Annotated in this window: 22 protein-coding genes and 1 tRNA gene; 16 read left to right on the top strand and 7 right to left on the bottom strand. The window is 59.5% G+C overall.

What is annotated here, in order from left to right:
• Positions 1 to 5: 5 nt before the first annotated feature.
• The 8 genes from EOI86_RS07120 (at position 6) to EOI86_RS07155 (ending at position 5,985) form a co-directional block, all read left to right on the top strand.
• Positions 6 to 536: a hypothetical protein gene (locus EOI86_RS07120; RefSeq protein ID WP_127764394.1), complete on the top strand. Its 531-nt coding sequence runs from the start codon at positions 6 to 8 to the stop codon at positions 534 to 536.
• A 35-nt stretch (positions 537 to 571) separates the two neighbouring features.
• Positions 572 to 2,146 (top strand): galactose-binding domain-containing protein, encoded by a 1,575-nt coding sequence (locus EOI86_RS07125; protein ID WP_127764395.1) that lies wholly within the window; start codon positions 572 to 574, stop codon positions 2,144 to 2,146.
• A 4-nt stretch (positions 2,147 to 2,150) separates the two neighbouring features.
• Entirely contained in the window at positions 2,151 to 2,414 is a 264-nt protein-coding gene (locus EOI86_RS07130; RefSeq protein ID WP_127764396.1) for a hypothetical protein, read from the top strand.
• A 30-nt stretch (positions 2,415 to 2,444) separates the two neighbouring features.
• Positions 2,445 to 2,741: a spike base protein, RCAP_Rcc01079 family gene (locus EOI86_RS07135; RefSeq protein ID WP_127764397.1), complete on the top strand. Its 297-nt coding sequence runs from the start codon at positions 2,445 to 2,447 to the stop codon at positions 2,739 to 2,741.
• 25 nt (positions 2,742 to 2,766) lie between these two features.
• Positions 2,767 to 4,239 (top strand): hypothetical protein, encoded by a 1,473-nt coding sequence (locus EOI86_RS07140; RefSeq protein ID WP_127764398.1) that lies wholly within the window; start codon positions 2,767 to 2,769, stop codon positions 4,237 to 4,239.
• Between the two features lie 291 nt (positions 4,240 to 4,530).
• Positions 4,531 to 4,881 (top strand): hypothetical protein, encoded by a 351-nt coding sequence (locus EOI86_RS07145; RefSeq protein WP_127764399.1) that lies wholly within the window; start codon positions 4,531 to 4,533, stop codon positions 4,879 to 4,881.
• A gap of 117 nt (positions 4,882 to 4,998) precedes the next feature.
• Positions 4,999 to 5,409, top strand: coding sequence for a glycoside hydrolase family protein (locus EOI86_RS07150; protein WP_240035582.1), 411 nt, complete (start codon positions 4,999 to 5,001; stop codon positions 5,407 to 5,409).
• 3 nt (positions 5,410 to 5,412) lie between these two features.
• Positions 5,413 to 5,985 (top strand): 3TM-type holin, encoded by a 573-nt coding sequence (locus tag EOI86_RS07155; RefSeq protein ID WP_127764400.1) that lies wholly within the window; start codon positions 5,413 to 5,415, stop codon positions 5,983 to 5,985.
• Positions 5,986 to 6,115: 130 nt separating this feature from the next.
• On the opposite strand, the gene EOI86_RS07160 is transcribed toward EOI86_RS07155, so the two are convergent.
• Positions 6,116 to 6,517 (bottom strand): RidA family protein, encoded by a 402-nt coding sequence (locus tag EOI86_RS07160; RefSeq protein WP_127764401.1) that lies wholly within the window; start codon positions 6,515 to 6,517, stop codon positions 6,116 to 6,118.
• Positions 6,518 to 6,829: 312 nt separating this feature from the next.
• Between EOI86_RS07160 and EOI86_RS07165 the strand changes: the two genes are divergently transcribed.
• The 5 genes from EOI86_RS07165 (at position 6,830) to EOI86_RS07185 (ending at position 12,596) form a co-directional block, all read left to right on the top strand.
• A complete protein-coding gene (locus tag EOI86_RS07165; protein WP_161973734.1) occupies positions 6,830 to 7,954 on the top strand; it encodes an ABC transporter substrate-binding protein in 1,125 nt (374 codons plus the stop codon).
• A 264-nt stretch (positions 7,955 to 8,218) separates the two neighbouring features.
• On the top strand, positions 8,219 to 9,349 hold the full coding sequence (locus tag EOI86_RS07170; protein WP_127764403.1) for a type 1 periplasmic-binding domain-containing protein: 1,131 nt from the start codon (positions 8,219 to 8,221) through the stop codon (positions 9,347 to 9,349).
• Between the two features lie 77 nt (positions 9,350 to 9,426).
• On the top strand, positions 9,427 to 10,836 hold the full coding sequence (locus EOI86_RS07175; protein WP_161973735.1) for an ABC transporter substrate-binding protein: 1,410 nt from the start codon (positions 9,427 to 9,429) through the stop codon (positions 10,834 to 10,836).
• A 519-nt stretch (positions 10,837 to 11,355) separates the two neighbouring features.
• A complete protein-coding gene (locus EOI86_RS07180) occupies positions 11,356 to 12,399 on the top strand; it encodes a type 1 periplasmic-binding domain-containing protein (protein ID WP_127764405.1) in 1,044 nt (347 codons plus the stop codon).
• 120 nt (positions 12,400 to 12,519) lie between these two features.
• Positions 12,520 to 12,596: transfer RNA gene (locus EOI86_RS07185), tRNA-Pro, on the top strand.
• 34 nt (positions 12,597 to 12,630) lie between these two features.
• On the opposite strand, the gene EOI86_RS07190 is transcribed toward EOI86_RS07185, so the two are convergent.
• The 3 genes from EOI86_RS07190 to EOI86_RS07200 all read right to left on the bottom strand — a co-directional run bounded on the left by EOI86_RS07190 (position 12,631) and on the right by EOI86_RS07200 (position 16,611).
• Positions 12,631 to 14,493 carry a sensor histidine kinase gene (locus EOI86_RS07190; RefSeq protein WP_127764406.1) on the bottom strand — a complete coding sequence of 621 codons (1,863 nt, stop codon included), beginning with the start codon at positions 14,491 to 14,493 and terminating at the stop codon, positions 12,631 to 12,633.
• A 124-nt stretch (positions 14,494 to 14,617) separates the two neighbouring features.
• A complete protein-coding gene (locus tag EOI86_RS07195; RefSeq protein WP_127764407.1) occupies positions 14,618 to 15,703 on the bottom strand; it encodes an aromatic ring-hydroxylating oxygenase subunit alpha in 1,086 nt (361 codons plus the stop codon).
• A 17-nt stretch (positions 15,704 to 15,720) separates the two neighbouring features.
• Positions 15,721 to 16,611, bottom strand: a complete 891-nt coding sequence (locus EOI86_RS07200; protein WP_127764408.1) for a MurR/RpiR family transcriptional regulator — start codon at positions 16,609 to 16,611, stop codon at positions 15,721 to 15,723.
• Between the two features lie 80 nt (positions 16,612 to 16,691).
• Between EOI86_RS07200 and EOI86_RS07205 the strand changes: the two genes are divergently transcribed.
• From EOI86_RS07205 to EOI86_RS07215, 3 genes are read left to right on the top strand one after another with little or no spacing between them, the layout of a single operon-like run.
• The gene (locus EOI86_RS07205) at positions 16,692 to 19,151 is read left to right on the top strand and encodes a GcvT family protein (protein ID WP_127764409.1); all 2,460 of its coding nucleotides are present in this window, start codon (positions 16,692 to 16,694) and stop codon (positions 19,149 to 19,151) included.
• Positions 19,148 to 19,354 (top strand): enolase C-terminal domain-like protein, encoded by a 207-nt coding sequence (locus EOI86_RS07210; protein ID WP_127764410.1) that lies wholly within the window; start codon positions 19,148 to 19,150, stop codon positions 19,352 to 19,354. Before EOI86_RS07205 ends, EOI86_RS07210 begins: the two co-directional genes overlap by 4 nt.
• Positions 19,355 to 19,383: 29 nt before the next feature.
• Entirely contained in the window at positions 19,384 to 20,652 is a 1,269-nt protein-coding gene (locus tag EOI86_RS07215) for an aspartate aminotransferase family protein (RefSeq protein WP_127764411.1), read from the top strand.
• Between the two features lie 133 nt (positions 20,653 to 20,785).
• Here the strand turns inward: EOI86_RS07215 and EOI86_RS07220 are convergent, their stop codons facing one another.
• The 3 genes from EOI86_RS07220 to EOI86_RS24475 form a co-directional block, all read right to left on the bottom strand.
• Positions 20,786 to 22,075 carry an eCIS core domain-containing protein gene (locus tag EOI86_RS07220; protein WP_127764412.1) on the bottom strand — a complete coding sequence of 430 codons (1,290 nt, stop codon included), beginning with the start codon at positions 22,073 to 22,075 and terminating at the stop codon, positions 20,786 to 20,788.
• A gap of 222 nt (positions 22,076 to 22,297) precedes the next feature.
• A complete protein-coding gene (locus EOI86_RS07225; RefSeq protein WP_127764413.1) occupies positions 22,298 to 22,774 on the bottom strand; it encodes a hypothetical protein in 477 nt (158 codons plus the stop codon).
• A gap of 19 nt (positions 22,775 to 22,793) precedes the next feature.
• On the bottom strand, positions 22,794 to 22,964 hold the full coding sequence (locus EOI86_RS24475; protein ID WP_153811692.1) for a hypothetical protein: 171 nt from the start codon (positions 22,962 to 22,964) through the stop codon (positions 22,794 to 22,796).
• Positions 22,965 to 22,973: the final 9 nt, after the last annotated feature.

The following is a 22,973-nucleotide window of genomic DNA, read 5'->3' on the forward strand; positions in this document are numbered from 1 at the left end:
GTGTGATGGGATCGGGTGCTGGAAAGGTGATTTTGCCCTTGATGTCGCTGGCCGCCGCGCCGATGACCGGCGGCGCAAGTTTGGCGGGGCTGGGCGGTATAAGCGGTGTGGGGACGGCGGCGGGGCTCGCAAATGCGGGGATCGGCCTGCTGAGGGACCGCAGCCGGGCCCGGTCCGAGGAGGCTGCGACGGCGGCCGAGATTCAATCGACCCGCACCGACAAATTGCTGGGCGAATTAGGCTTGGCCGAACAACGGATTGAGGCGGAAAAGCGCCGCGCCCGGGACTTGGCCGCGATCGCCAATAGCGGCCGGTCGGGGGCAAGCGCCAAGGCCGGGCTGGCCGGCGCCGCGGACCGGGACAATCAGGCGGTCTTCGCTTCGCTCGCCGGGCGTCAGGTGGCGTTGGACAGCCGCGCCCGCAGCCGCATCGCGGCTTTGCGCCGACGGTCCCGTAGCGGCGCGACGGATCGGGCCTTCGGCCTGCTCGACGATGTCCGGGACATCGGCGGAATACTGAACGGCGCGTCTTCCTAATACACACTCCCTTTACAAAACGAACGGGAAATCTCATGGCCAGCGAGCATATCAAAATCGGCGATGTCACGCCCAGGGTGCAATATGCCGGCGACGGCGTTCAGACCCAGTTCGGGTTTTCATTCCCGATTTTCGAAAATGATGATCTGGAAGTTTATCTGGGGGTATCCGAGACGCCGGAAATGACCGGGTATTCGACAGAAGGGGCAGGGGACAGCGCTGGCGGACTGGTGACCTTCGACACCCCGCCCGGCACCGGCGTCACGGTGACGCTGTTACGCAATGTCGCGATCAAGCGCACCACTGACTTCTCGGAATCCGGCGATTTCCGGGCCTCGGTCATCAACAACGAGCTGGACCGACTGACCGCCGTGGCGCAGCAATTGTCGACCTTGATCGGCCGTTCGGTCCGCCTCGCTGAAACCGACGCGGCGGGCGCGGTTCAACTGCCGCCCGCCAATCTGCGGGCCTCGAAACTGGCGGCTTTCGATGCATCGGGCGATCTGGTCGCGGCGTCGCCGGTGGCGAATGTGTCGTTGATTTCCACCTTCATGGAAGGCGTCGTGCTCGCCGCCAATGCGGATGCCGGGCGTTCGCTGCTGAATGCCCAGGCGCAAAGCGATGTGTTGGACGATATCGCCGCGCTGACCCCGGCGGAAGGCGACGCGCTGACTTTCGACGGCACGCACTGGACCGCGGCCCGCACGGTGAAACGATCTGAAATCCGCCGCCTGGCCCTCGACGTTGCCGCGCTGAAAGGCGACCGGGAAAACATGGTGGACGGCATCGCCGATCCCTTCGCCGACGAAACCGACCTGGACAACGCGGCCTCCACCAACGAGGCCCACGACGTGGCCGGCGCCTTCTTTGCAGGGTCGCTGACCTATTCGGCGGACGAGACTGGATCAGGCACGATCTTGGCCAGTGAGGAGACGGCAAAGGCAAACCTGTTTGACGACGACACCGGGACCCTATGGACATCGCTGACCTATGCGCAAGGCACGGACTTCGTTGGGTATGACTTCGGTGACGGCAACGATATCGAAATCCGCCGTGTGCGGCTGTTTCAGAAGACCGCCAACTACCTTGAAGCCGTTAAAGTTCAGTACTCCGACAATGGGGCCGATTGGACCGATGCGCTGACCGCGACGGGACTAGGCGCCAACTCCTTCGACGATATTGACGTGCCCGCGACCGAGCCGCACCGCTACTGGCGGCTTCTGTCCAACGCGGCGGTGACGGGCGGGGCCAACTGGGCGGTGCATGACGTGGAAATGCTCAGCGCCATATCGGGCGACATGACCCTGGTGTCGGTTGCCTTTACCGCCGATGCCCAACCCGACACCGCGTTGCTTCACATCCAGGCGGTCGGGAACGACGCCTTCACCCTCAACACCGACCTGATCGGCAAGGTCAGCCGCGACAATGGCGCGACCTGGACCACGGCGGTCTTGGCCGCGGCGGGTGTGCTGGGGGACGGGACGACGATTTACGAGGCAACCGGCATCGACATTTCCGGCCAGCCGTCCGGCACGGATATGCGCTACCGCATCGAAACCGACCACGCCAAGGATATCGAGATCCACGGCGTGGTTCTGAAATGGGGCTGAGAAGATGAGCGCGACACGGATAAGGGAAAACCGCCCGAAAACCGACTTGGAAAAGGTCTATGAGAAACGCCGCCGTGCCTATAAGGGCGCAGTTCAGGCGGTCAAGGGCGTTGCCATGGATGAAACCGCCAATATCGGCTTCGTGTTGGATGCCGTCGTCGGTCAACTGGCCGCCGCGATCGCGGCCGGCGACATAACAGCGACCCCCGAAATGACCGATCTGATAACCCGGTTCCTGGCGGTCAAGACCGCTTTCCCGAAACCGTGAGTTCCTCACCGATTAAAGAAGGATTGGACGATGCCTGAAGACTTGAAATTCAACGGCTGGCTGGCCGAGCGGGATAACGCCCATATGCTTTCCGCCCCGCCGGTGCGGCACCAAGCCGTCACGCTAGGCGGCGGCGATGTAAGCTTTGATGCGGCCGACCCGCCGCGCGTTCTGTTCATCGGCGGGACCGGCGATGTGACGGTGGAAGACATGAACGGCGATGCGGAAACCTATACGGTCGCCGCGGCGCCGTACGAGTTGGCCGGCTTCTTCACCAAGATCGTCGCCGCCACGACCGACGCAACCAAAATCATCGCGCGGTGGTAGTGAGATGACGATATATGGTCCGAGTATGAGCTTGATGCGTCGGCGTCCCTTTGTGGGCGCCGGTGGTGGCGGGGGCAACCTTACTGAAAACATCACAGTGTTGGCGGCAGCGGACAGCACCTTCGCCGGTGTCGGTGCGGGGGATGGGACGGGTATCAACCCGGAAATGACAGGCGCTCGCCCATTCAGCCCTCCCGTTCAGATGGGAAATCGCCTGCTGGCGCGTGGCATTGCGGCCCAAGCTGAAACGGTGTGCCAAGAGAATGGTAACGGCGCTGTGACTACGTGGAACGAATACCGCAGCGATATCGTATCGACCGGTGGATTCGCTTCATCCAGCCGCAACCCGACCATCGGCGGTTTTGTCCCGCGCATGACATCCAGTTCGCAGAGCATCACTTTTACGCCAGGGACAAACGTCGATACTTTGAGGTTTGGCAATATCCGGGCATCGGCTTTCGGAAAGTTGGGCGTGAAGGTCGATGGCGGTGTGGCCATTGAGTATGACCAGAATGCGGGTTCTAACGGTTACGAGATTGAGGTTATCGACGGCCTTTCTCTCGGCGCTCACGACTTTGAGTTTACACAAATATCGGGGAGCGCTCACGGTCCTGGGTTTATCCATGCTTACAACAGTACGGTTCCAGCCTTCCAGATTTTTAATGCTGGAGTCAGAAACACGACTATTCAGTACTGGCTAGGAACGACATACCCGTCGTCAACCTTAGCGGCGCTAGACGTATTGACCCCGCACGTCGTCATCCTGAAGCACTTCATAAACAACACCCGAAGCGGTGGTGCTGGGACAAGCTATGAGGATATGAAAACCCACTACAAAACTATTTTCGAAAAGTGTGGGACCATCGGCGCTCGTGTTTTGTTAGTCATCCCACATGACATCTCGGGCTACGGAGCCGGATGGGACTCGGCAACCGCTGTAACATTCTTCGAAGACTTGTTGGCTAACGAAATCCCCACGTACACAGGCATCCCTGCTGCCGCGATTGTTAATGTTCCGCAACTGCTTTTTGAGGCGGGGCTTTCTGGAACTACTGAGCCTGCGACTTACACGGTGCTAGACACCAACGGATACATGCATGACGGCTTACACGCCAAAAGGGCCGTGCAAGCCGTAGAAGGTGCTGGCATGGGCGATGCGCTGATCACGATGTTTGGTCTCACTGCTGCAACTGCGGTTCCGACTTACTCCGTCACTGATCTTACATTCTCAGTCGCAGCCGCTACCGCAGCGGGCGCTACCCCCCAAGGTAATGGCGACCAAGACACAGGCACATTCTCCGCTGATGCTGACTTCGCGACGATTGACGGCGGAACAGATGCAGATCACTGGCAAATCGTTGACGGGTACAAGCTGTCTCCTTCGGCTGCGGGTGATGCGGCGAACCTTTCCGGCGGGTCCGGCGGGACCTACACACTGACAGTTACCTACGTGAAAGATTGCGTTCCGCAGCGAGTTACTGTCACGATCAACACATAAGAGTTGCGTGTATTGATGATAATGAATAATACTTTTCATACATATGGAAAACGACACAAACAAACTTACGATACACGTATTGCTAAAGTTGCTTGGCGGCTTGTTGGCAGTGTTTGTCGTTTTATCACCACTTCTTTTGTTGGACAGCTGAACTGGCCAAATGGCGAGGGCGGAATATGGCGTAACCCGCGCCATAGAAACTGCTTAACGTGCGCTCAATGCCGGCGCAGTGGCCTTTATGATCGCCGATACTCCGTAGTGGTCGCGGCGCTGGTATGGAGACTGTAACCCATGCCGCAACCATCCCAACACGTCTTGATCGATCTTGACGCCCGCGCCAGTGCGGCGGCGGCGCATTTGAAGATTGTGGAAACGGCGGGACAGATCGACACGTTGCGGGCCATGGCGGAAAAACATGACAAAGCCGATGAAGAACGCACCATCCGTCTGGAACGCGAAATCGAGCAAGTCGGCAAAAAGATCGACAGCCTTTCCGAAAATGTAAGCGGTGCGGTAGGCCGAGTGCACGCGCGGATCGATGCCTTGGTAAGGGCCGCGTTAACCGGGGCGATGGCGACCGCGATCGCCCTGGCCGGCGCCATCCTTTACGAATTGTGGACGCTGGCCCAAGCGGGCGGTTGAGACGGATATTACAAAATCTGTCCGTCACGGTTCGTCTGCTGATCGTAGCCGCCTCAGGAGCGAGGGGAGGCGGATGTTGGGGGATTGCCGGCTTGGCACCACGATAGGGAAAAGACGGTGGATCGTGGATTGCTCAAGATCGACTTGGCGCGCGACGAGGGCATGAAGCTTTCGCCCTATACCGATACGGTCGGCAAGGTGACGATCGGCGTTGGCCGGAACCTCGATGATGTGGGGATTTCGGAAACCGAAGCCCTGGTCATGCTGGACGCGGATATCGACCGCGCCATGGAAGACCTGCGCCGCAATGTGCCGTCGGTATTCGACCGCCCGGAACCGGTTCAGCGGGCCTTGGTGACTTTGTGTTTCAACATGGGGTGGCCGCGCCTGTCGGGATTCAGGCGGATGGGGGCGCATCTTGAATTGAACGAATACGGCCCTGCGGCCGATGAAGCCCTGAACAACAAATGGGCGCGGCAGGTGGGCAATCGTGCCCGACGCCTCGCCGGCTTGATACGGGAAGGTTGAGCAATGATTTTACCGGTTATCGCCGGATTGATTTCCGCGGCCCCGGCCTTGATCGGCCTTTTTGACAATGGGGATGACAGCACGGTTTCGAAGGTCGCCAAACTGGCGTCCGGCATTGCGCGGGGCGTGACCGGAACGGACGATGACGGCAACGCCCTGGCCGCGCTGCAGGCAGACCCGGAACTGTTGTTGGAATACCAGCGCCAGACGGCGCAGCGGGCGATATCGCTGTATCAGGAAGAAACCAAGCGCCTGCTGGCGGTGAACGAAACCATCCGCGCCGAAGCGGCCAGCGCGGACCCCTATGTCCGCCGCATGCGGCCCACCATGGGCTATGCACTGATTTTCAGTTGGACCATGACCATGGCGGCGGTGGTTTATGTGATCGTCACCGATCCGGCGGCGGCCTCGACCGTTATCATCGCCTTGGCCGACCTGTCGATCATGTGGTCGGTCGCGCTCTCGGTATTGGGCCTCTACGTCTATAAACGCAGCGAGGATAAGAAACCGACCACGGACGCTGAGAATGGCTTGAGCGTGCTGGGGCGCATGGCCGGGAAACTCATGGCCCGGTGACGCGGACGGGGCTGTCGTTGCCGCCGTCCGGATCACCAAGGTTGCCCGGATCACCAAGGTTGCCCGGATCGCCAAGGTTGCCCGGATCGCCTTGCTTGCCCGGATCGCCAGGGTTGCCCGTGTCTTCCCGTCACGCCGGAAGGGCGAGGACCGCTTCGACTTCGAACAACATGTCTTCCAATGCCAGGCGGTGAACCGGCACCAGGGTTTGGGCCGGCAGGTGATCGCCGAATGCGGCCATCAGAGTCCGCGTCATCGTGGCCAGTTTACTTTCGTCGTACCCGACCGGGTAGGTGGTCAGCTTGATGACGTCGCCCGGCGCGCCGCCCGCGGCCTCGATCACCGCGAGCAGGTTTCGATAGGCTTGTTTCACCTGGGCCTCGAAGCCTTCGGGCAGGCTTCCGTCCAACAATTCCCCGCCTTGGCCTGAGATAAAGACCAGCGTGGCCTGGCTGTCGACTTTCACGGCATGGCTATAGCCGTTTGGCGCGGGATCATAGAGGGCCGGCGGGTTGATAATGGCGGTATCCATGGATGTCGTCCTTTGTGTTTCAGGGGGTGGACCCGCGCGCGGACCGGTGCGCACAGCGCCCGGATACACGCGGTTTCCCATGAGTGACGTTTCGGCGGCGCTTCGTGTGACACGGTTCGGCGGGAAAAACGGTGCCGGGCCTGCAGGGGGAGAGGGGGCGAGTAGAGGCGGGCCGGAAGAAAAACGGCGCCGGCCCAAGCAATTGCGCCGCTGTTAAGGAGAAAGTAATACTCGTCGGCGATGTTGCATGGATCGGCGGCATGGGGGCATGGGGATGCTGGACCGGACAAAAAATACGGTGGGGTTTCCCGCATGCGGTTCCTTTGCGCGTTCTTTCTGTACTCATTGATTGCCTTTGCGACGATGACGGCGGCCTTTGGCGCTGAGTGCCGGACGCCGAAGGTATTGATGTCCTTGCCGGACAGAGCCGATGACCCGTTTTGGGGCCCCTATGCTCGGTTCGCGGAAGCGGTGGCGGAAAGCTTGAATGTGGAGCTTACCGTCGACTATTCGATCGCCAACGACCGATCCAATTATAGGGATCGTTTGCAGGCTGCTCTCTCCGGTCGGTCCAAGCCCGACTATGTCGCGGTCTTCCCCTATTTCGGGGCTGTCGAGACCTTGATGGAGGAATCCGCAGCGCATGGTGTTTCCATCATCACCTTGAATTCGGATCTTGGGGCCGGGGACCGGAAAGCGGTCGGCTATCCCCGGGAGCGATACAAGAACTGGATATTGCAAAGCCTGGCCGATGACGAAAACGCCGGGTTTAAATTGGCACAGGTGGTGGCAAGGGCCGGGCGTGAGCGTTTCAAACTGGCGGAAAGAGATACGGTGTCGATCACTGCCCTGGGCGGAAATCAGTTGGCCGGCGCCAGCTTGTACCGGCGCGACGGGCTTGAACGTTTTGTGCGCATGTCCGGCGGAGCGGCGGCGATAAACCAGTTCGTCTTCACGGATTGGAGCTATGAACGCGGCAAAGAAGTGGCGGTGGGACTGATCCGTCGCTACCCCAATACGCAAGGCGTATGGGCCGCAAACCTGCCCCTGGGGCTCGCGGTTGCCGATGCCTTAAATGCGCTGGCACCCAATCATCGGTTACCCGCCATCGGAATGGTCAGCGGGCCGTTTGACGACAGGGCCTTGGACGGTATCGACGAGGGGAAGTTCGCCGCTGTCGTCGGCGGGCATTTCCTGGAAGGCGGGATTGTCCTGGCCCTTTTGCTGGACCATTTCAACGGTTTGGATTTCGTCGACGATATGGGCACTGCGCTGCGTGTGCCGTTCAAGACCGCGGACCGAAAGAATGTAGCCGAACTGCGGGCCGTGATGGGCGACCGGAACTGGCTTGGCATGCCCTTCCGGCATTTATCGAAATGCTACAACGGCGGGCTCGATTATTACGACTTCAACCTGGACACCATTTTCCGTCACTAGGACGCGGCCTGGAAGCCCTTCGCAGCGGGTTTGCCGATGACAATCACCGCAAGCTTATGTATGAATTAGTTAATTAAAAAGTGCGCATGGATTCCGGACGGTTGGAATGCATGTCGTATGGCCGGTCCGCCAAGCTTGGAGAAGTAAATCGTTTTTGACATCCGCCGTATAGCGATCCGCCCTTCCGCGGCCGTTCTTGTAACGGCGCTGTGTGCCGTGGGGGTGGGCGCGTCCGCTGCGCAAGCCTGTAAATCTCCATCGGTCGTGATGTCTCTTCCCTCGACCCTGAAGTCACCTTTCTGGGGGCCGTATGCGGAAATAGCCGAACGCGCCGCGCGCGAGATGGACATCCGCCTTCGAATAACCAGGTCCACCGTCAGTGACCGGTCGGGTTACATGTCGCAAGTGCGGGAAGTCTTGACCGGAAACGCTCCCACAGCGGAAGAACCGCCGGACTATCTACTCGTCTTTCCCTATTTGGGTGCCGTTCCCGAGGTGATGGATCTGACCGAGCGTTTGGGCGTGCGCGTAGTGACCTTGAATTCGGCGCTGGGAAGGGATGACCAGGAAATCGTCGGCCGGCCCAGGGGGCGATACAAGCATTGGATTTTGCAGAGTTCGGCTGATGACGAAAAGGCGAGCTATGACTTAGCCGCGGCGCTTGACCGGGCGGCGCGCGCACGGTTCGCCTTGGACGACGGCGTCGTCGTCAGAATGAACGCGATCGGCGGGGATCAAATTGCAGGGTCAAGCCTGAGGCGGCGCGAGGGTCTGGAACGGTTCATCCGGGCCGCGGCCGGCCGTGTTGCGTTGAACCAGTTCGTATTTACGGATTGGGGGTACAATCGCGGTCGGGAAGTCAACGAAGGCATGATTCTCCGCCATGCGCGGACCCACGCGGTTTGGACGGCCAACCTACCTTTGGGGCGGGCGGCGGCGGATGGATGGGATGCGTGGGCCGATACGTCCGCTGAGGCATCCGCCGATACGTCCGCCAGTACGTCCGCTAATACATCCGCCAATACATCCGCCAATACATCCTCTGGGGCTGGATCGCGGCCGGTTGTCGGCTTATTTAGTGGCGCCTTTGACAGGGATGCCCAGGAAGGCTTGGAAAAGGGGCGGTTTTCCGCCGTCGCGGCCGGGCATTTTATCGAAGGCGGAATTTTGTTGGCGCTGCTGCTGGATCATTTCAACGGGTTCGACTTTGCCGACGAAATAGGAACCGAACTCAAGATTCCCTTCCTCGTGGCGGGGCCGGAGGATCTTGAGGAAATCCAAAGGTTCATGAATCAATGGTCGGGTTCTGACAGCAAGTACAGCGGGTTTTCCAAGTGTCTTACGCGCGACCGGGAAAAGGATCGTTTAGACATAGGGAAGACCCTGGGCCAATAGGGCGGTTCCGCATGCCGCCCGCGACCGGGATGGGGTTGGTGGGGCCTTTGACGACAGCGACTTGGATGGCGCCGAGGATGGCAGATTTGCTTCCGTCGTCGGTGGGCATGCCCTTCCGGTATTTACCGAAATGCTACAACGGCGCGCTCGATTACTACGACTTCAGCCGGGACAGCGTGTTTCCCCGTAAAAACGACCCCTTGGAACAATTTGTCACCCTGCCGATTTGGTGTTCGGGTTTCTCGGCATTGGGTGCTAGAGTACCGCTTTGGGGGGATGGTTTGTTCGTTGGCATAGATATGAGCCCGGCCCGTTTCCTGTGTTTCGGGGGCTGTCTGCGTGGCTTCAGTATGCAGGTCGCCCTTCTATCACGGATCTTCATTGCGTTTGGTGTGCTCGCCGCGTTCGGTGCAATCGACGCCGGGGCGTTCGCGGGTGGCTGTACCTCGCCGACGGTTGTGATGATCGTGCCGGACCATGAGGAGAATACCTTCTGGGGCCCCTATACGCGATTTACCCGGGCCGCCGCCGCCGACCTCGGTATCGATCTTCGGCTGGTTTTCGCTGAGCCGAATGACCGTTTCGATTATCTTGAACGCTTTATCGAGGTTCAGGCCGCATATCCGCCGGCCGACTATGTCGCCGTCTTCGCCTATTTCGCCGGCCTGCCACAGGTATTGGAACTGGCGCAACGGACAGGGAACAAGGTCGTCACCTTCAATTCCGGCATATCGGACACCGACCGGGTGATCGTCGGAACCCCTCGGACTCGCTTTTCGAACTGGATACTGCACAGCCAGGCGGCGGATCTGGAGGCCGGCCGTCTGCAGGCCAGCGCGATCGTCGGCCGGGCCCGGAAGATGTTCGGGTTGAGCAAGACCGAAACCGTCCGGGTTACGGCCTTGGGCGGCAATCTGACGACCGGCGCAAGCCTTGAGCGGCGCGACGGGTTAGCGGCTTTCTTCAGTGCCGGCGACCTTCCGGAGACGGTGAACCAATTCGTTTTCGCCAATTGGGATTATGAAAGAGGCTTCTATACCGCCAAGGGGCTGTTCCAGCGTTATCCGGAAACCCACGCGGTCTGGACGGCATCCTTCGATTTGGGACGCGCGGCGATCGATGCCTGGCGGGCGGTCCGGCCCGGAAAACCCCTGCCCATCGTCGGCACGATCAGTGGCGGCTGGGACGCCAGGGCCTTCGAAATGATGGAGCGGAAAGAACTGGATGTGGTTTTGGGCGGGCATTTCTCCGAAGGGGCCTGGCTGATGGCGCTGATCCAGGATTATGACAGCGGCCTGGATTTCATCGACGAGGTCGGCACCGAGCTGTATTTCCCGCTGGAACTGGCGGGGCCGGGCAATTTTGAGCGGATTCGGGAGACCTTCCGGGTCCGGGATTGGGACCGGATCGACTTCAAGCGGCTATCGAAATGTCACCGCCCGTTGCTGGAGCGCTACGATTTCAGCCTGCGAAACTTGCTGCGTTGAGAAGGCGTCGCGGAAAGACACCCGAAAGCCAGACGTATTGCGCTGTCCGCACGCAAGCCGTCCTGACGAGAGGCGCTCAGAGACAGTAGAGCCGCGCTCTATTCCCGGTTTGACCACCGTGTCGGGGCATAGCGCAGTCAGATCGCGCGCCTGTCTAGGGATCGGCAGGATGCCTTTCCGGCATTTGTCGGAATGCCACAACGCGGCGGTGGATCATCACGACTTCGGTCCGGACATCATTTCTCCGCACCAGGGCATGGCCTTTCAGATCTTTACGGCAAGGTGGACCATGGTTTGCCCATGACAATCCCGGGCAGTTTAATTATATACCCCTCGCTAATATAAAGTGCATGATTTCCCGGCAGTCGGCATTTGATCTTTGCGGCCGGTTGGCCACGTTTGGAGGAATGGATCTTTTTCGATATCCGCCCTATCGCTGCCGTTCTTGTGACGGCCTTGTGCGCCGTGGGTCCGGCACCCGCTGCCGCCGTGCCGGCGTGTGAATCCCCATCGGTCGTCATGTCCTTTCCCACGACCTTAAAATCACCTTTTTGGGGCCCCTATGCGGAAATCGCGGAAAGGGCCGCGCGCGACCTGAACATCCACCTTAAAATATCCGCTTCCACCGGCAATAATCGGTCGGATTTCATGGCGCGTTTGAGGGATGACCTTACCGGTAAAACTCTACCGGGGAATGAACCGCCGGACTATCTGCTCGTCTTCCCATATTTTGGTGTCGTTCCTGAGGTGATGGAGTTGTCAGAGCGTCTAGGCGTTCGCGTGGTGACCTTGAATTCGGCAGTGGGAAGCCATGACCGGGAAACCGTCGGCCAGCCCAGAGGGCGGTACAAGAACTGGATTTTGCAGAGTTTCGCGGATGACGAACAGGCGGGCTATGAATTGGCCGCGGCGCTTGAGCGGGCGGCGCGTCAGCGTTTCGGCCTGGGCGACAGCGGCGTCGTCAAAATGAACGCGGTTGGTGGGAATCACGTTGCAGGGTCCAGCCTTTTGCGGCGCGACGGTCTGGAACGTTTTATCCTGTCCACCGGCGACCATGTCGCGTTGAATCAATTCGTCTTCACGGATTGGACATACAAACGGGGCCGGGAAGTCAACAAAGGCATGCTTCGCCGTTACGCGCGCACACACGCCATTTGGACCGTCAGTCCGAATTTGGGGAGGGCTGCCGCGGATGAAATAGATGCGTCAGCCCGCACCGGGCCGCGCCCGGTTGTCGGCTTGTTTGATGGCGCCTTTAGCAAAAGCGCCCTGGAAGGGTTGGAAAACGGTCGGTATTCAGCCGTCGCAGGCGGACATTTCATCGAGGGCGGAATCCTGTTGACGCTGGTGTTGGATCATTTCAACGGGTTTGATTTCGCCGACGACATTGGAACCGAACTGAAAACTCCCTTCCTTGTTGCGGGACCGGAGAATCGTGAGGAAATCCAGAAGTTTATGAATCGTTGGGTGGGGGACGGAAACAAATACCGCCGATTTTCCAAGTGTTTTAATCGCGACCTGAAAAAATACCATTTCGACAGGCGGATGATGCTGGACCAATAGGGGCGTCCAGCATAGCGGCGGCTTGCAAAGCAGGGATAGCCAAAAACGCGGCAAACCGTTCTTGCCAAGCCCGGGATGAGTGAGTAGAACCGCGCTCTATTCGCGGTTCAACCGCCGTGTCGGGGCATAGCGCAGTCTGGTAGCGCGTCCGTCTGGGGGACGGGAGGTCGTAGGTTCAAATCCTGCTGCCCCGACCATAATTCCCCAAAAAGCAAAAGTTTACGGCGAAGCTCAATCCGCTCGCGCCTCGCGCGGGACGACCCTGTCCGCGGGGAGGATCACGGTCGCGGTCAGGCCGCCATGCGCGTTGTTGGTGATTTCGAACCGTGCGTCATGCGCGTTGGCCAGGGTCGTCACAATGGCAAGGCCGAGGCCCGAACCCTCGAAATTTCGTTCGCCGGCCTGATCGCCGCGCTGGAACGGTTCCATAAGGCGGGGCAGATCTTCTTCCGGAATGCCGGGTCCGCTATCAGTGACGGAAAGGCTGAGTTCGCCATCCCCGGTGTCCTTGATCAAGATGCCGACGCGTGACCCGGCGGGACTGAACCGAATGGCGTTGTTGGCCAGATTGACCAGGATCTGGGTCAGGCGGTGATCGTCGCCGCGGATCGCCTTTGCGGTCTGCATTTCGCGGGTAACCGTCACGCGCCTGTCGCGTGCGCCGCTTTCGATGATCAGAAGCACACGGTCGAGCAGCCGGGCAGGGTCGACCGTTTCGTCGTGCAATGACAGGCTTCCGTGTTCGATCCGGGAGATGTCCATCATATCGTCGATCAGACGCATCAAGTGCTGGGCGCTGCCGCGGATCGCATCTGCATAGGCGCCGTATCGGGCCGGTTGGACCGGGCCGTAAATGCCCTGCGCCATGGCGTCGCTATAGCCGATGATGGCGTTCATCGGCGTGCGCAATTCGTGGCTGGCGTTTGCCAGGAACAGGGATTTCGTTTGGTTCGCAAGGTCGGCCTCAACCAAGGCGTTGTGCAATTCGGCCTCGGCCCGTTCCTTTGTGTCGGCCATATCGTTGAACTGGGTTCCCAGATCTCGGAACTCGGCAGGGGTCAGAAGCGACGGATTGTTCCGAACACGGACGCCTTTTTCGCCAGCCGCCATCTTGCGCGCCGCCAGGGCTGTCTCCCGAACCGGCGCAATCATCGACAATGACAGCCACCAACCCGTTGCGACCGCCAGAAACAGACCGGCCGCCAGGACCAGGACGGCCGATTGGCTTGCCTCTTCCGCCGCCTCATGCAGTTCGGATATCGGCTGTGGGATCATCACACCCCAACCGGTACCGGCGACCGCGGTAAAGCCCGCGACCATATCGGCCTTCACGGCGGGTGAGTAGAACAGCGATATGCCGGTTTCCCCGCCCATCATTCGCCGGACCGGGTCGACCTTGGACAGGTTCTTCCGTTCCGCGATCCAGGCCGGGCGGGGATGGAACAGAACGGATCCCGTGTGGTCGACGATCGCGGCGTGGCCCTTTACCCCGAAATTGATGGCCGCGCCGAGGGAGCGGATATAGTCGGTCCGGACCTCGCTGATCGCCAATTTGTCGCCGATGCGGCAGGTCAGGTAGATGACCGGGGCGTTATCGATGCCCGTCGTAACGCCGCTGAACACGGTTTCCGTCCGCTCGGCAATTGGGGCAATTGCGTCCAAGTCCAAATCGGTTGCGATGTTGGGGCAGGGATGCGTCGCGGCATACAGGTTCAGCGGCGCCTTCCCACCGCTCAGATCGATGACGCAGATAAACGAAATGGCCAGATTGTCCATGATGGCGTCGGCGCCGGGGATAGGGTCGCCTTTAAGGCTGGAATGGACCAGCAGGACAAAATCGCTGGAAAGGTCCTGGTGATAGCGCTGAAGGGCGGCGCTGACATTGTTGGCCAGAAGAAGATGCCTGTCCTTGACGTCGTCGAGTTGCCGTTGGTACGCGGTTTGTTCAGACCAAACCCAGAACAGGACCAGCGGCACCACGGCCGCAAAGGTCAACACCCCGACAAGCAGTAGGCGCAAGGGGGCGCGCCGACCGGGCGAATTTGGTTTTCGTGTTGGCGTGCTCTTCTGCAGCGGGGCCTCGCCTTCCCTCATCAATACATTCGCTAGGACGTCCCCCCCATCCTGCGCGGAAGTGTAGCGGTGTTCGCCTAATGCGGGAAGGTGCTAAGCAATCAGCGTTCGGATCGCCTGGATTCTCCGGAACGAAGAGTAAGGCTCAGCTTTGTAGAGCCTCGAGCAGCCAATGGTGAAGCGCGCCGATGGAATGTTCAGACCTGACACCACCTTTCGGGTCGATGATGAGCGGTCCCGGGCGGTAACCGCGGCTGGCAAGCCCACGCTGTACGGATTCAACCAGATGAATGTCCTCTTCGACCGTCGTGGAACGGTCCTGAAGCGCCAACCGGCGGATTGTCTCCGAGTCCACGCCGCCTTCGGTGTACCAGCCGCGCCAGACTGTCACCGATCCGCAGCCATTGGTCCGCCAATGGTAGGTGTTCAGGATATTGCCGGGATAAACCTGGAATGAGAAAAGCGGCCACAGGAACCAGGACCGGTAATCCGTCGCATGCGGGTTGCTGTCCGGGTCGACCGGATAGGTCATGGTGTCCAAACCGGAGGATTCGGTTGTATGGCACAAAACGTAGCCGTCCTGTTTGGCGATGTCATAGGTCTCCGGCTTGATTACGCCGGTGGAAAAGGTCGGATGGTTCAGGCTGCAATGGTAACATTCGGAGTAGTTTTCGACCGACACTTTCCAATTGCAGGCTTCCGGCACCGCCACCCATTCCAATGGTTCCAGCATGTCGATGTTAGGCACGTAGTCGCGTAGAGCCGCCCGCACGCCTGGATACCAGTCATCCATCGGCAAGGCGTCGTCGTCCAGATTGACGAAAATGAAACCGTTGAAGTTCTCCGTCCGCACCTCGGTGAGGCAGATTGCCGAGGGATCCAGGCCGTCGACCGCCTCCATGTTGGGGGCCGATTTCAATTTGCCGGTCAGGTCATAGGACCAGGCGTGATAAGGGCAGACGAGGAGACGTTTCCGACCGGACCCGGACACCATTTGATGCGCCCGATGCTGGCAGACATTGTAGAAGGCCCGGATGACGCCGTCGCGGCCGTGAATCGCGAACAGGCTCTCGCCGGCGATCTCGAAAGTGAAATAGTCGCCTGGCCGCTTGACCTCCGCCGCATGACCGGCGAACTGCCAGGTGCGCGACAAAAGGGTGGTACGCTCCTGTTCGAAAATCGACGGGTCCGTGTAAAACGAAGCGGGCAGGGCGTGCGGCGTTGCGTTCATTCCCGGGGCTTCCCTGGCTAAGGCTGATAGATGCCAAGTCGGTGCCGACGCTCGTGAAAGCGGTCGATATTGTCAATGACCTCCGCCGGCGCATCGGCGATCACGAAGGCCATCAGCGTTTCCAAGAGCGCGATAAGCGCGACGGAAGACGGAAAGAATTGTGGTGTGTCGGAGCCGATGACGAAACCATGGTCGGCGCTTGTAATCACGGGTGAGGCAGGGCTGTCCGATATCCCGATCAGTGTTGCGCCTTGTTCTTTGGCCAAAACGGCGGCCTCGACCACTTCCGTTCGATAAGGCTTGCAGGTAATCGCGATCAGAACGTCCTGTTCGTTTGCCCGGCTTAGATCGTCCGAGGCGACTCCGCCCGACCGCGGGATCGCCCAGATGTTATAGGACGCCATATCCGCAAGATAGGCGAAGTTCCGGGCGTTGCTATTGTTCACGCCGACCCCCAGAACGAAGGTGTTGCGCGACGCCACGATGTCGTCGGCAGCAGCCTTCATCTTTTCGGCGTTGGTCCCGGCGAATGTCGCTTCGATGTTGCGGATCGCACTTTCCACCATATCGGCATAGAGCCCGCCCAACTGTCCGCTTTGGCCCAAGGATTGAAGCCATCGGGCGCGGTCGGGAAAGTTTAGGTTGCCGCGCCGGATTTCCTCACGGAACGGTTCGCGGAAGTCGTCATAGCCGTCAAAACCGATAGTGCGGGCCATCCGAACCAGCGTGTTCGGTTTGACCGCGGCGGCGCTCGCCATTTCCCGGATCGAACAGACACCCACATCGTTTGGGTTTTCCAAGACGTAGGTCGCCGCCTTGCGGGTCTCGGGCGTCAATTGCCCAAGCTCCGCGGCCAGGGCTTCCAAGACGCCATTCGAAGAGAGGTGTGAAACGTTCGTATCATTCATGATTGACGATGGTACAAATGTTTGATTACCGTGTCGACAGATTTCGACATCATCCGGAAATTCTGAAAAAGGGTTTCATCATGGCTGCAGCTCTACCCGGTCAGGCACGCGTGGTTATCGTCGGCGGCGGCATCATGGGCTGCGGCCTGGCTTACCATTTGGCCCACGAAGGCTGGACCGACACGGTGCTGCTTGAGAAAGCGGAATTGACAAGCGGGTCGACCTGGCACGCGGCGGGACAGATCACCCAATCGACCAGTTCCTTCGGGATAGGCAAATGCGTCGGCTACAATATCGATCTCTATTCCGGTGCGCTGGAAAAGGAGACGGGCCAGTCCGTCACTTGGCACGGCTGCGGGTCTTTCCGACTTGCTTACACCGAGGACGAGATGGACTGGCTGCGCCACACTTTGAGTGTGACGCGCACGCTGGGCTTCAATGCGGAACTGGTCGGGCCCGACCGGATCGCGGAACTGCATCCCTTTTACAATCTGGAAGGCGTGCTCGGGGCTCTGCATACACCCGATGACGGCCATGCGGACCCGACCGGGATCGCGCAGGCGCTGGCGACCGGGGCGCGGCAGTTGGGCGCCAAGATCGTCAGGCGCTGCCGGGCGACGGACATACGCCAGGAACCGAATGGCGAATGGGTGGTCGAAACCGAACTCGGCGTCATCCGCTGCGAGCATGTGGTGAATGCAGGCGGAACCTATGCAAGGCAGATCGGCGAATGGAACGGGTTGATCCTGCCCATGACCTCGATGACCCACCATTACTTCGTGACCGACACGGTGCCGGAGTTTCAGGCGCTGGAAACCGAACTGCCCGTGGTGCGCGACGATCGGCTGGTGTCAGGCTATATCCGGATGGAGCAGAAATCCGGTTTGATCGGGATCTACGAAAAGGAAAACCCCAACACGGTTTGGGAAGACCATTGCCCGTGGGAGGCGGAGAACGAACTGTTTGACGCCGACTACGATCGCGTCATGCCCTGGCTTGAAAACGCGTTCGACCGAATGCCGGTTCTGGCGGAGCTGGGCATCAAACGCGTCGTGCATGGCGCGATCAGCCATCCGCCCGATGGCAATCCGATGATCGGTCCGGCACCGGGGGTGCGAAACTATTGGTGTTGCTGCGGCACCCAGATCGGCATCGGCTGGGGCCCGGGACTGACCCGGGAATTGGCCCGATGGATGGTGCACGGCGCGGCCGATATCTCGATGCGGGAATTCGATCCACGCCGGTTCGGGCCTTATGCCAGCAAGGATTGGCAGGTCGAAAAGGCCAAGGAAGATTACTGTTTACGCCATGAGATTCCCTTTCCGCATTTCAACCGTTTGGCCGGTCGGCCGATCAAGCCGTCGCCCTTGTTCGAACGTTTGAAGGGAAAAGGGGCCGTTTATGAGGAAGTCTTTGGTCACGAGCGACCGCGCTGGTTTGCCAAGGGCGATGTGGAACAGCGCGACTATTATTCCTTCCGACGAACCGTTGTACATGATGTGGTCGGGGCAGAGGTGCGCGCGGTGCGGGAACGCGCCGGCATCATGGATATCTCCGCCTTTACGAAGGTCGAGGTTACGGGCCCCGATGCTGAGGCCTTCCTGGAACCGCTGGTCGCCAACCGCCTGCCGCGCAAATTAGGCGGCATTGCGCTGACCCATATGCTGAACCGGCGTGGACGGATCGAGCTGGAAGCGACCGTTGTGCGCTTGGGCGAAGATAGGTTCTATCTGGTTTGCGCGGCTTTCTTCGAACAACGATTGATGGACCATCTCCAAACCCATGCCGGGGACAGCGCCGTCACGATCAAATGTCTGTCGGAGGATTGGTCTGCGCTTACGATCAACGGGCCACGGTCCCGCGATATTTTGGCCGCCTGTACCCCCTCCCGCTTGGACAACGCGCATTTCCGCTGGATGTCCGCGCAGCAAATCGAAATCGCCGGCCAGCAGGTCTGGGCCATGCGCCTTTCCTATGCGGGTGAATTGGGCTGGGAACTGCATATGCCGCGCGGCTCGGCCCTTGCGGTTTACGACGCGCTTTGGGCGGCGGGCGAAGCTTGTGGACTGGCCGATTACGGCAGCTTCGCGATGAACGCGATGCGGATGGAAAAAGCGTTCAAGGGGGCGGGAGAACTGACCAACGAGGTCACGCTTCCGGAAGCCGACGTTATGCGCTTCGTGAAACTGGACAAGGAATTCCTGGGCAAGGCGGAAACGCAGGCCTCATCTGCCGGGGATCTGCCATGGATCTGCGCCTATCTTTCTTTCGACTCTGATGGCGAGGTTGACGGCCATGGCGGGGAGGCGGTTTTGCACGACGGCAAGGTTGTTGGTTCCACATCCTCCGTCGCTTATGGGCATTCTGTCGGCAAGGTCCTGTCCTTCGCCTATCTGAAGCCGGACGCGGCCGCGCCGGGCACGAAGCTGGAGGTCGTTGTCCATGGAGAAGCGCGCCCGGCCGTGGTGTTGGACGGGCCGGCCTACGATCCGGAAAGCTTGCGGCCACGGACTGACGCGGTCGAGGCCGCGGCGGAATGAGGGCGGCTGCCCTGCATCTCGGCGCGGAAACGGACACCCGCTTCGTGCTGAATGTCTGCGACCTGTCTGGTTCCGTCACGCCGAGGCTGGCTGAAGACGGACCGGTCAGGCAAGATGGTGTGATCGCGGTGCCGGACGGCGTCGGATTAGGAATAACCGTGGACCGGGCCCGCCTTGGCGAGCCCGCTCTTACGCTGAACTAGCGGCAAATTTGGCGTCGAGGAGAATGAAGATGAACAAGGTGCTGACTCAGGCCGAGTGGATCGAACGCGCGAAGGCGGTGTTGCCTGCAGGCGGGTTTGGCAATTTCGACGCCAGCTATTTCGTCCGGGAAGGCAAGGGCAGCCGCGTCTGGGACGAGGACGGCAAGGAATATGTCGATCTGTTGATCGGGTCCGGCCCGATGATGTTGGGGCACGGCCATCCGGAAGTGGTCGAGGCGGTGTTGGAACAAGTGCCCAAGGGCATGACCTTTTTCGCCAACAACCATTCCGGCGTGGAGCTGGCGGAGGAAATCTGCCGCGCCGTCGCCTGTGCGGAAAAGGTCCGCTACGTCTCCACCGGCAGCGAGGCGGATATGTACGCCATGCGGCTCGCCCGCGCCTTTACCGGCCGCGACAAGATTTTGAAATTCGAAGGCGGTTATCACGGCATGGGACCGGAAGCGCAGATGAGTCTTGCGCCCACGCGGCTCGTCAACTTCCCGCAGGCCGTGCCCGACAGTGCCGGTATCCCCGAAGGCGTGCGGGCAGACATGCTGATCGCGCCCTATAACGACCCGGATTATCTGGAAAGCCTCTGCGCCGAACATGGCAAGGACATCGCCGCCATCATCATCGAACCGCTGCAGCGCATCGTGCCGGCCCAGCCGGGCTTCCTGCAGGCGGTGCGGGACATCTGCGACAAGCATGGCATCGTCCTGATCTTCGACGAAGTCGTGACCGGCTTCCGCTTCGGCTATGGCGGGGCGCAGGAACGCTACGGCGTGACACCGGACCTGGCCACGCTCGGCAAAGTCATCGGCGGCGGTTTCGCGCTGGCGGCCATCGCGGGCAAGGCCGATATCATGGCCTGTTTTGAAAAGGGCAGCGATAAATGGCTGATGCAGGTCGGCACGCTGTCGGGTAATCCGGTCGCGGCCGTTGCAGGCCTGAAGACGATGGAAATCCTGCGTCGCGAAGGGGCCTACGAAAAGATCTCCGACAACGGCAAACGCCTGATGGCGATGGCGTCCAAAGCGCTTGATGCGCGCGGGGTGCCGCATGTGGTCGCCGGCGCGCCGGAGATGTTCGAGGTGATCTTCACCGACCGGGACATCACGAACTATCGCGACGTGGTCGCGGCGGACGCCAAGAAGCTCGCCGCCTATAACACCGTGCTGCGTGATAAGGGCCTCTTCAAGTCAGACGGGAAGACTTACATCTCCCTCGCGCTGACTGAAGAGGATATGGACATCGCCAAGGCGGCCTATGAAGCTGCGGCGGAAGCCGTCGCGAACTAGGCGGCGTGAGGGGATTATTTTGCATTTCAGATTGACTATTCTGAGCAATTGGTCCCCGATCTAATGCGGGGTGCAATCTTATGTAGGTTTCCGCACCGCGGCGCCAACACTCTATCGCGGCCAGTATTGCTTCTCACTGGCAATCCGTGAGTTGGCAAACTACTTCCCTACGGGCGCTTGCTGCGCCTTCGATAGTTCTTCGATCCGAGTTATAAGATCCGCGTAATCCAGGTTGCACGTATCGTTGGGCGAAGCCATCAATGCCAAGCATGTCATATTGCAGTACGTGCTCCAGCTCATGGGCCCAAAGGCCTACGTTTCGTTCGGCATCTTGTCTGTTCTTGAAGACGATCACATTGCCAAGGACAATTGCTTGACGTTTTGATTTGAAAGCAAGTTTTTGAACGTCAAGCATTCCAGATGCGCCAATCGCGTATTTAGCTATTCGCATGATTCCACGGGGAAAAAATGGAGCCAGCTTATCTTTAATGTACTTCGGGATATCATAAGTACCTGACCTTTGCGCGGATTTTAGGCTTTCTTCGATCGCCACTTGAAGAGGTTTTGCTTGGAGTTTCTCAGTCTCTCGTAGCGCCTCGCAACTTGCTTTCTTTGCGAGTCTCTTGATAGGGCAACTTGGATCAATTCCACCGCAACTTGGCTGATGGCAATCTCTGTGCTTTCCTACACCAGCACCGAATTCTGAGAACTTTACATGGAAACCCTGAATCCAACCTTTCCCTTTATAGCATGTAAAAATTTCCCTGCCGCGTTTGTCGAATGTGTTCCAAGATTTGCCTTCTCCTTTTGGAGTGGCACAGTTCCTTTTTTTTGCTAGGCAGTACCTCTTATTGTCAATATATGGGTAGCAATAGCCCTCCTCACAATCCGCGCCTACAGAGCACATCGAACCGTTTGCTAGCCTCCAGCCTTGGCCGTAGGCACAAGTCCAAGTAGTCCCTTCAACAGTAGCTCTGTCGCCCCACTTAGCGCCCGACGATCCAGGAAGTGCGCAGTTCAAATTTCTGTTCAAGCAGTAGTTTGAACCATCAGGATTTGGGTAACAGTAGTCACTGGAGCATTCGGATGAGTTTTGACATTTTGCTCCATCCGCCAGCCCAGTTTTGACCCAGCCCTGCCCGGTTCTGCACTCCCATTTCAATCCATTGACGTGTGTATTTGTACCCCATCTTACGCCACGCAACCCAGGCATCGCACAGTTCAAGTCTCTATTGAGGCAGAATCTTCGACCGTCCGGATAAGGGTAACAATAATTGCTGTTGCAATCTGAGCCTTCCGTACACTGCTCTCCATCTGCCGTTGCTGCGTTCGCCTGTGGTGTCAGATTGAGGAAGACAGTCTGAAAAAAGACAAACAAAAGCAAAATTGAACCAACGGAGCCAATGAGGCAGTAGGTGCGCATTTGAGCGTCCTCAGTGTAGTTATCGGAAACGAATTTTTCATTTATGTAATACTATAAAAAATAGAAAAAATAAATACTAATATAACGGTGGGGTGCGGCATCGTTCTAATAGGAATTGTTACAATGATATCGTGGAATGCTAAGGGCGGCAGTACTCCTCCACACATATTCCGGTGACAGTTTCCTAAACTCGCATCTACTAGCGACCCTCGACTTACCTTCTCAGTCGGCGGACGCGCGTTTCTTCGCTACCACGCCGATGACGAAGAGGACGTGGAAGTCCTGTTTGGCGCAGCCGGGGACGGGGGGCATGGCCGCGCCGGGGTCGACGCGGAAGGCGTTGGGCGGGGCTTTGGCCGGTGTGCAGCTTTCCGGGGTGGAACCCGGCAGGGGCGTGTAACGGGCGGACCGGCAGCCGAGATGGGTGACGTCGTGCAGCGTGCCGCCGCGGTTGAGGTCCCAGCGTGACGCGCCGTTTTCATCCTTGGGGTGGATGGTGAGCACCTTCGGTTTGAAGCGTCCGCCGGTGACGAGGTACCTGCCCGGCGCCAAGGGGAAGGACGGCGCCTCCATAATCAGGCCGTTCTCCTCAAGCCACCAATTCGTGGGGTCGAAGGTCCAGCCGCCGGGGCCGACCCCACCATGGTCCATCAGCGTTTCGTATTCGGAGAAACGCACGCCGCGCGGGCCAGGGTCCACGGTCCAGAGGCCCCAGGCCTCAGCACCTTTCCCCTCGGAAGCGCCAGGTTCCCTCGGGGCTGCGATGTATTGCATCGGCGTTGACGAATTCCGGTTCATCTCCGTCTGCCGCCAGAGCCGGGGCTGGGAGCGCCGCCGACAGCAGGAACAGGGCGCCCAGGCCCGCCTTCAGGAATGCACGCTTTTTCATGATATGCCG

The sequence above is a fragment of the Hwanghaeella grinnelliae genome, assembly GCF_004005845.1.
GTDB classification, from domain to species: domain Bacteria; phylum Pseudomonadota; class Alphaproteobacteria; order UBA8366; family Aestuariispiraceae; genus Hwanghaeella; species Hwanghaeella grinnelliae.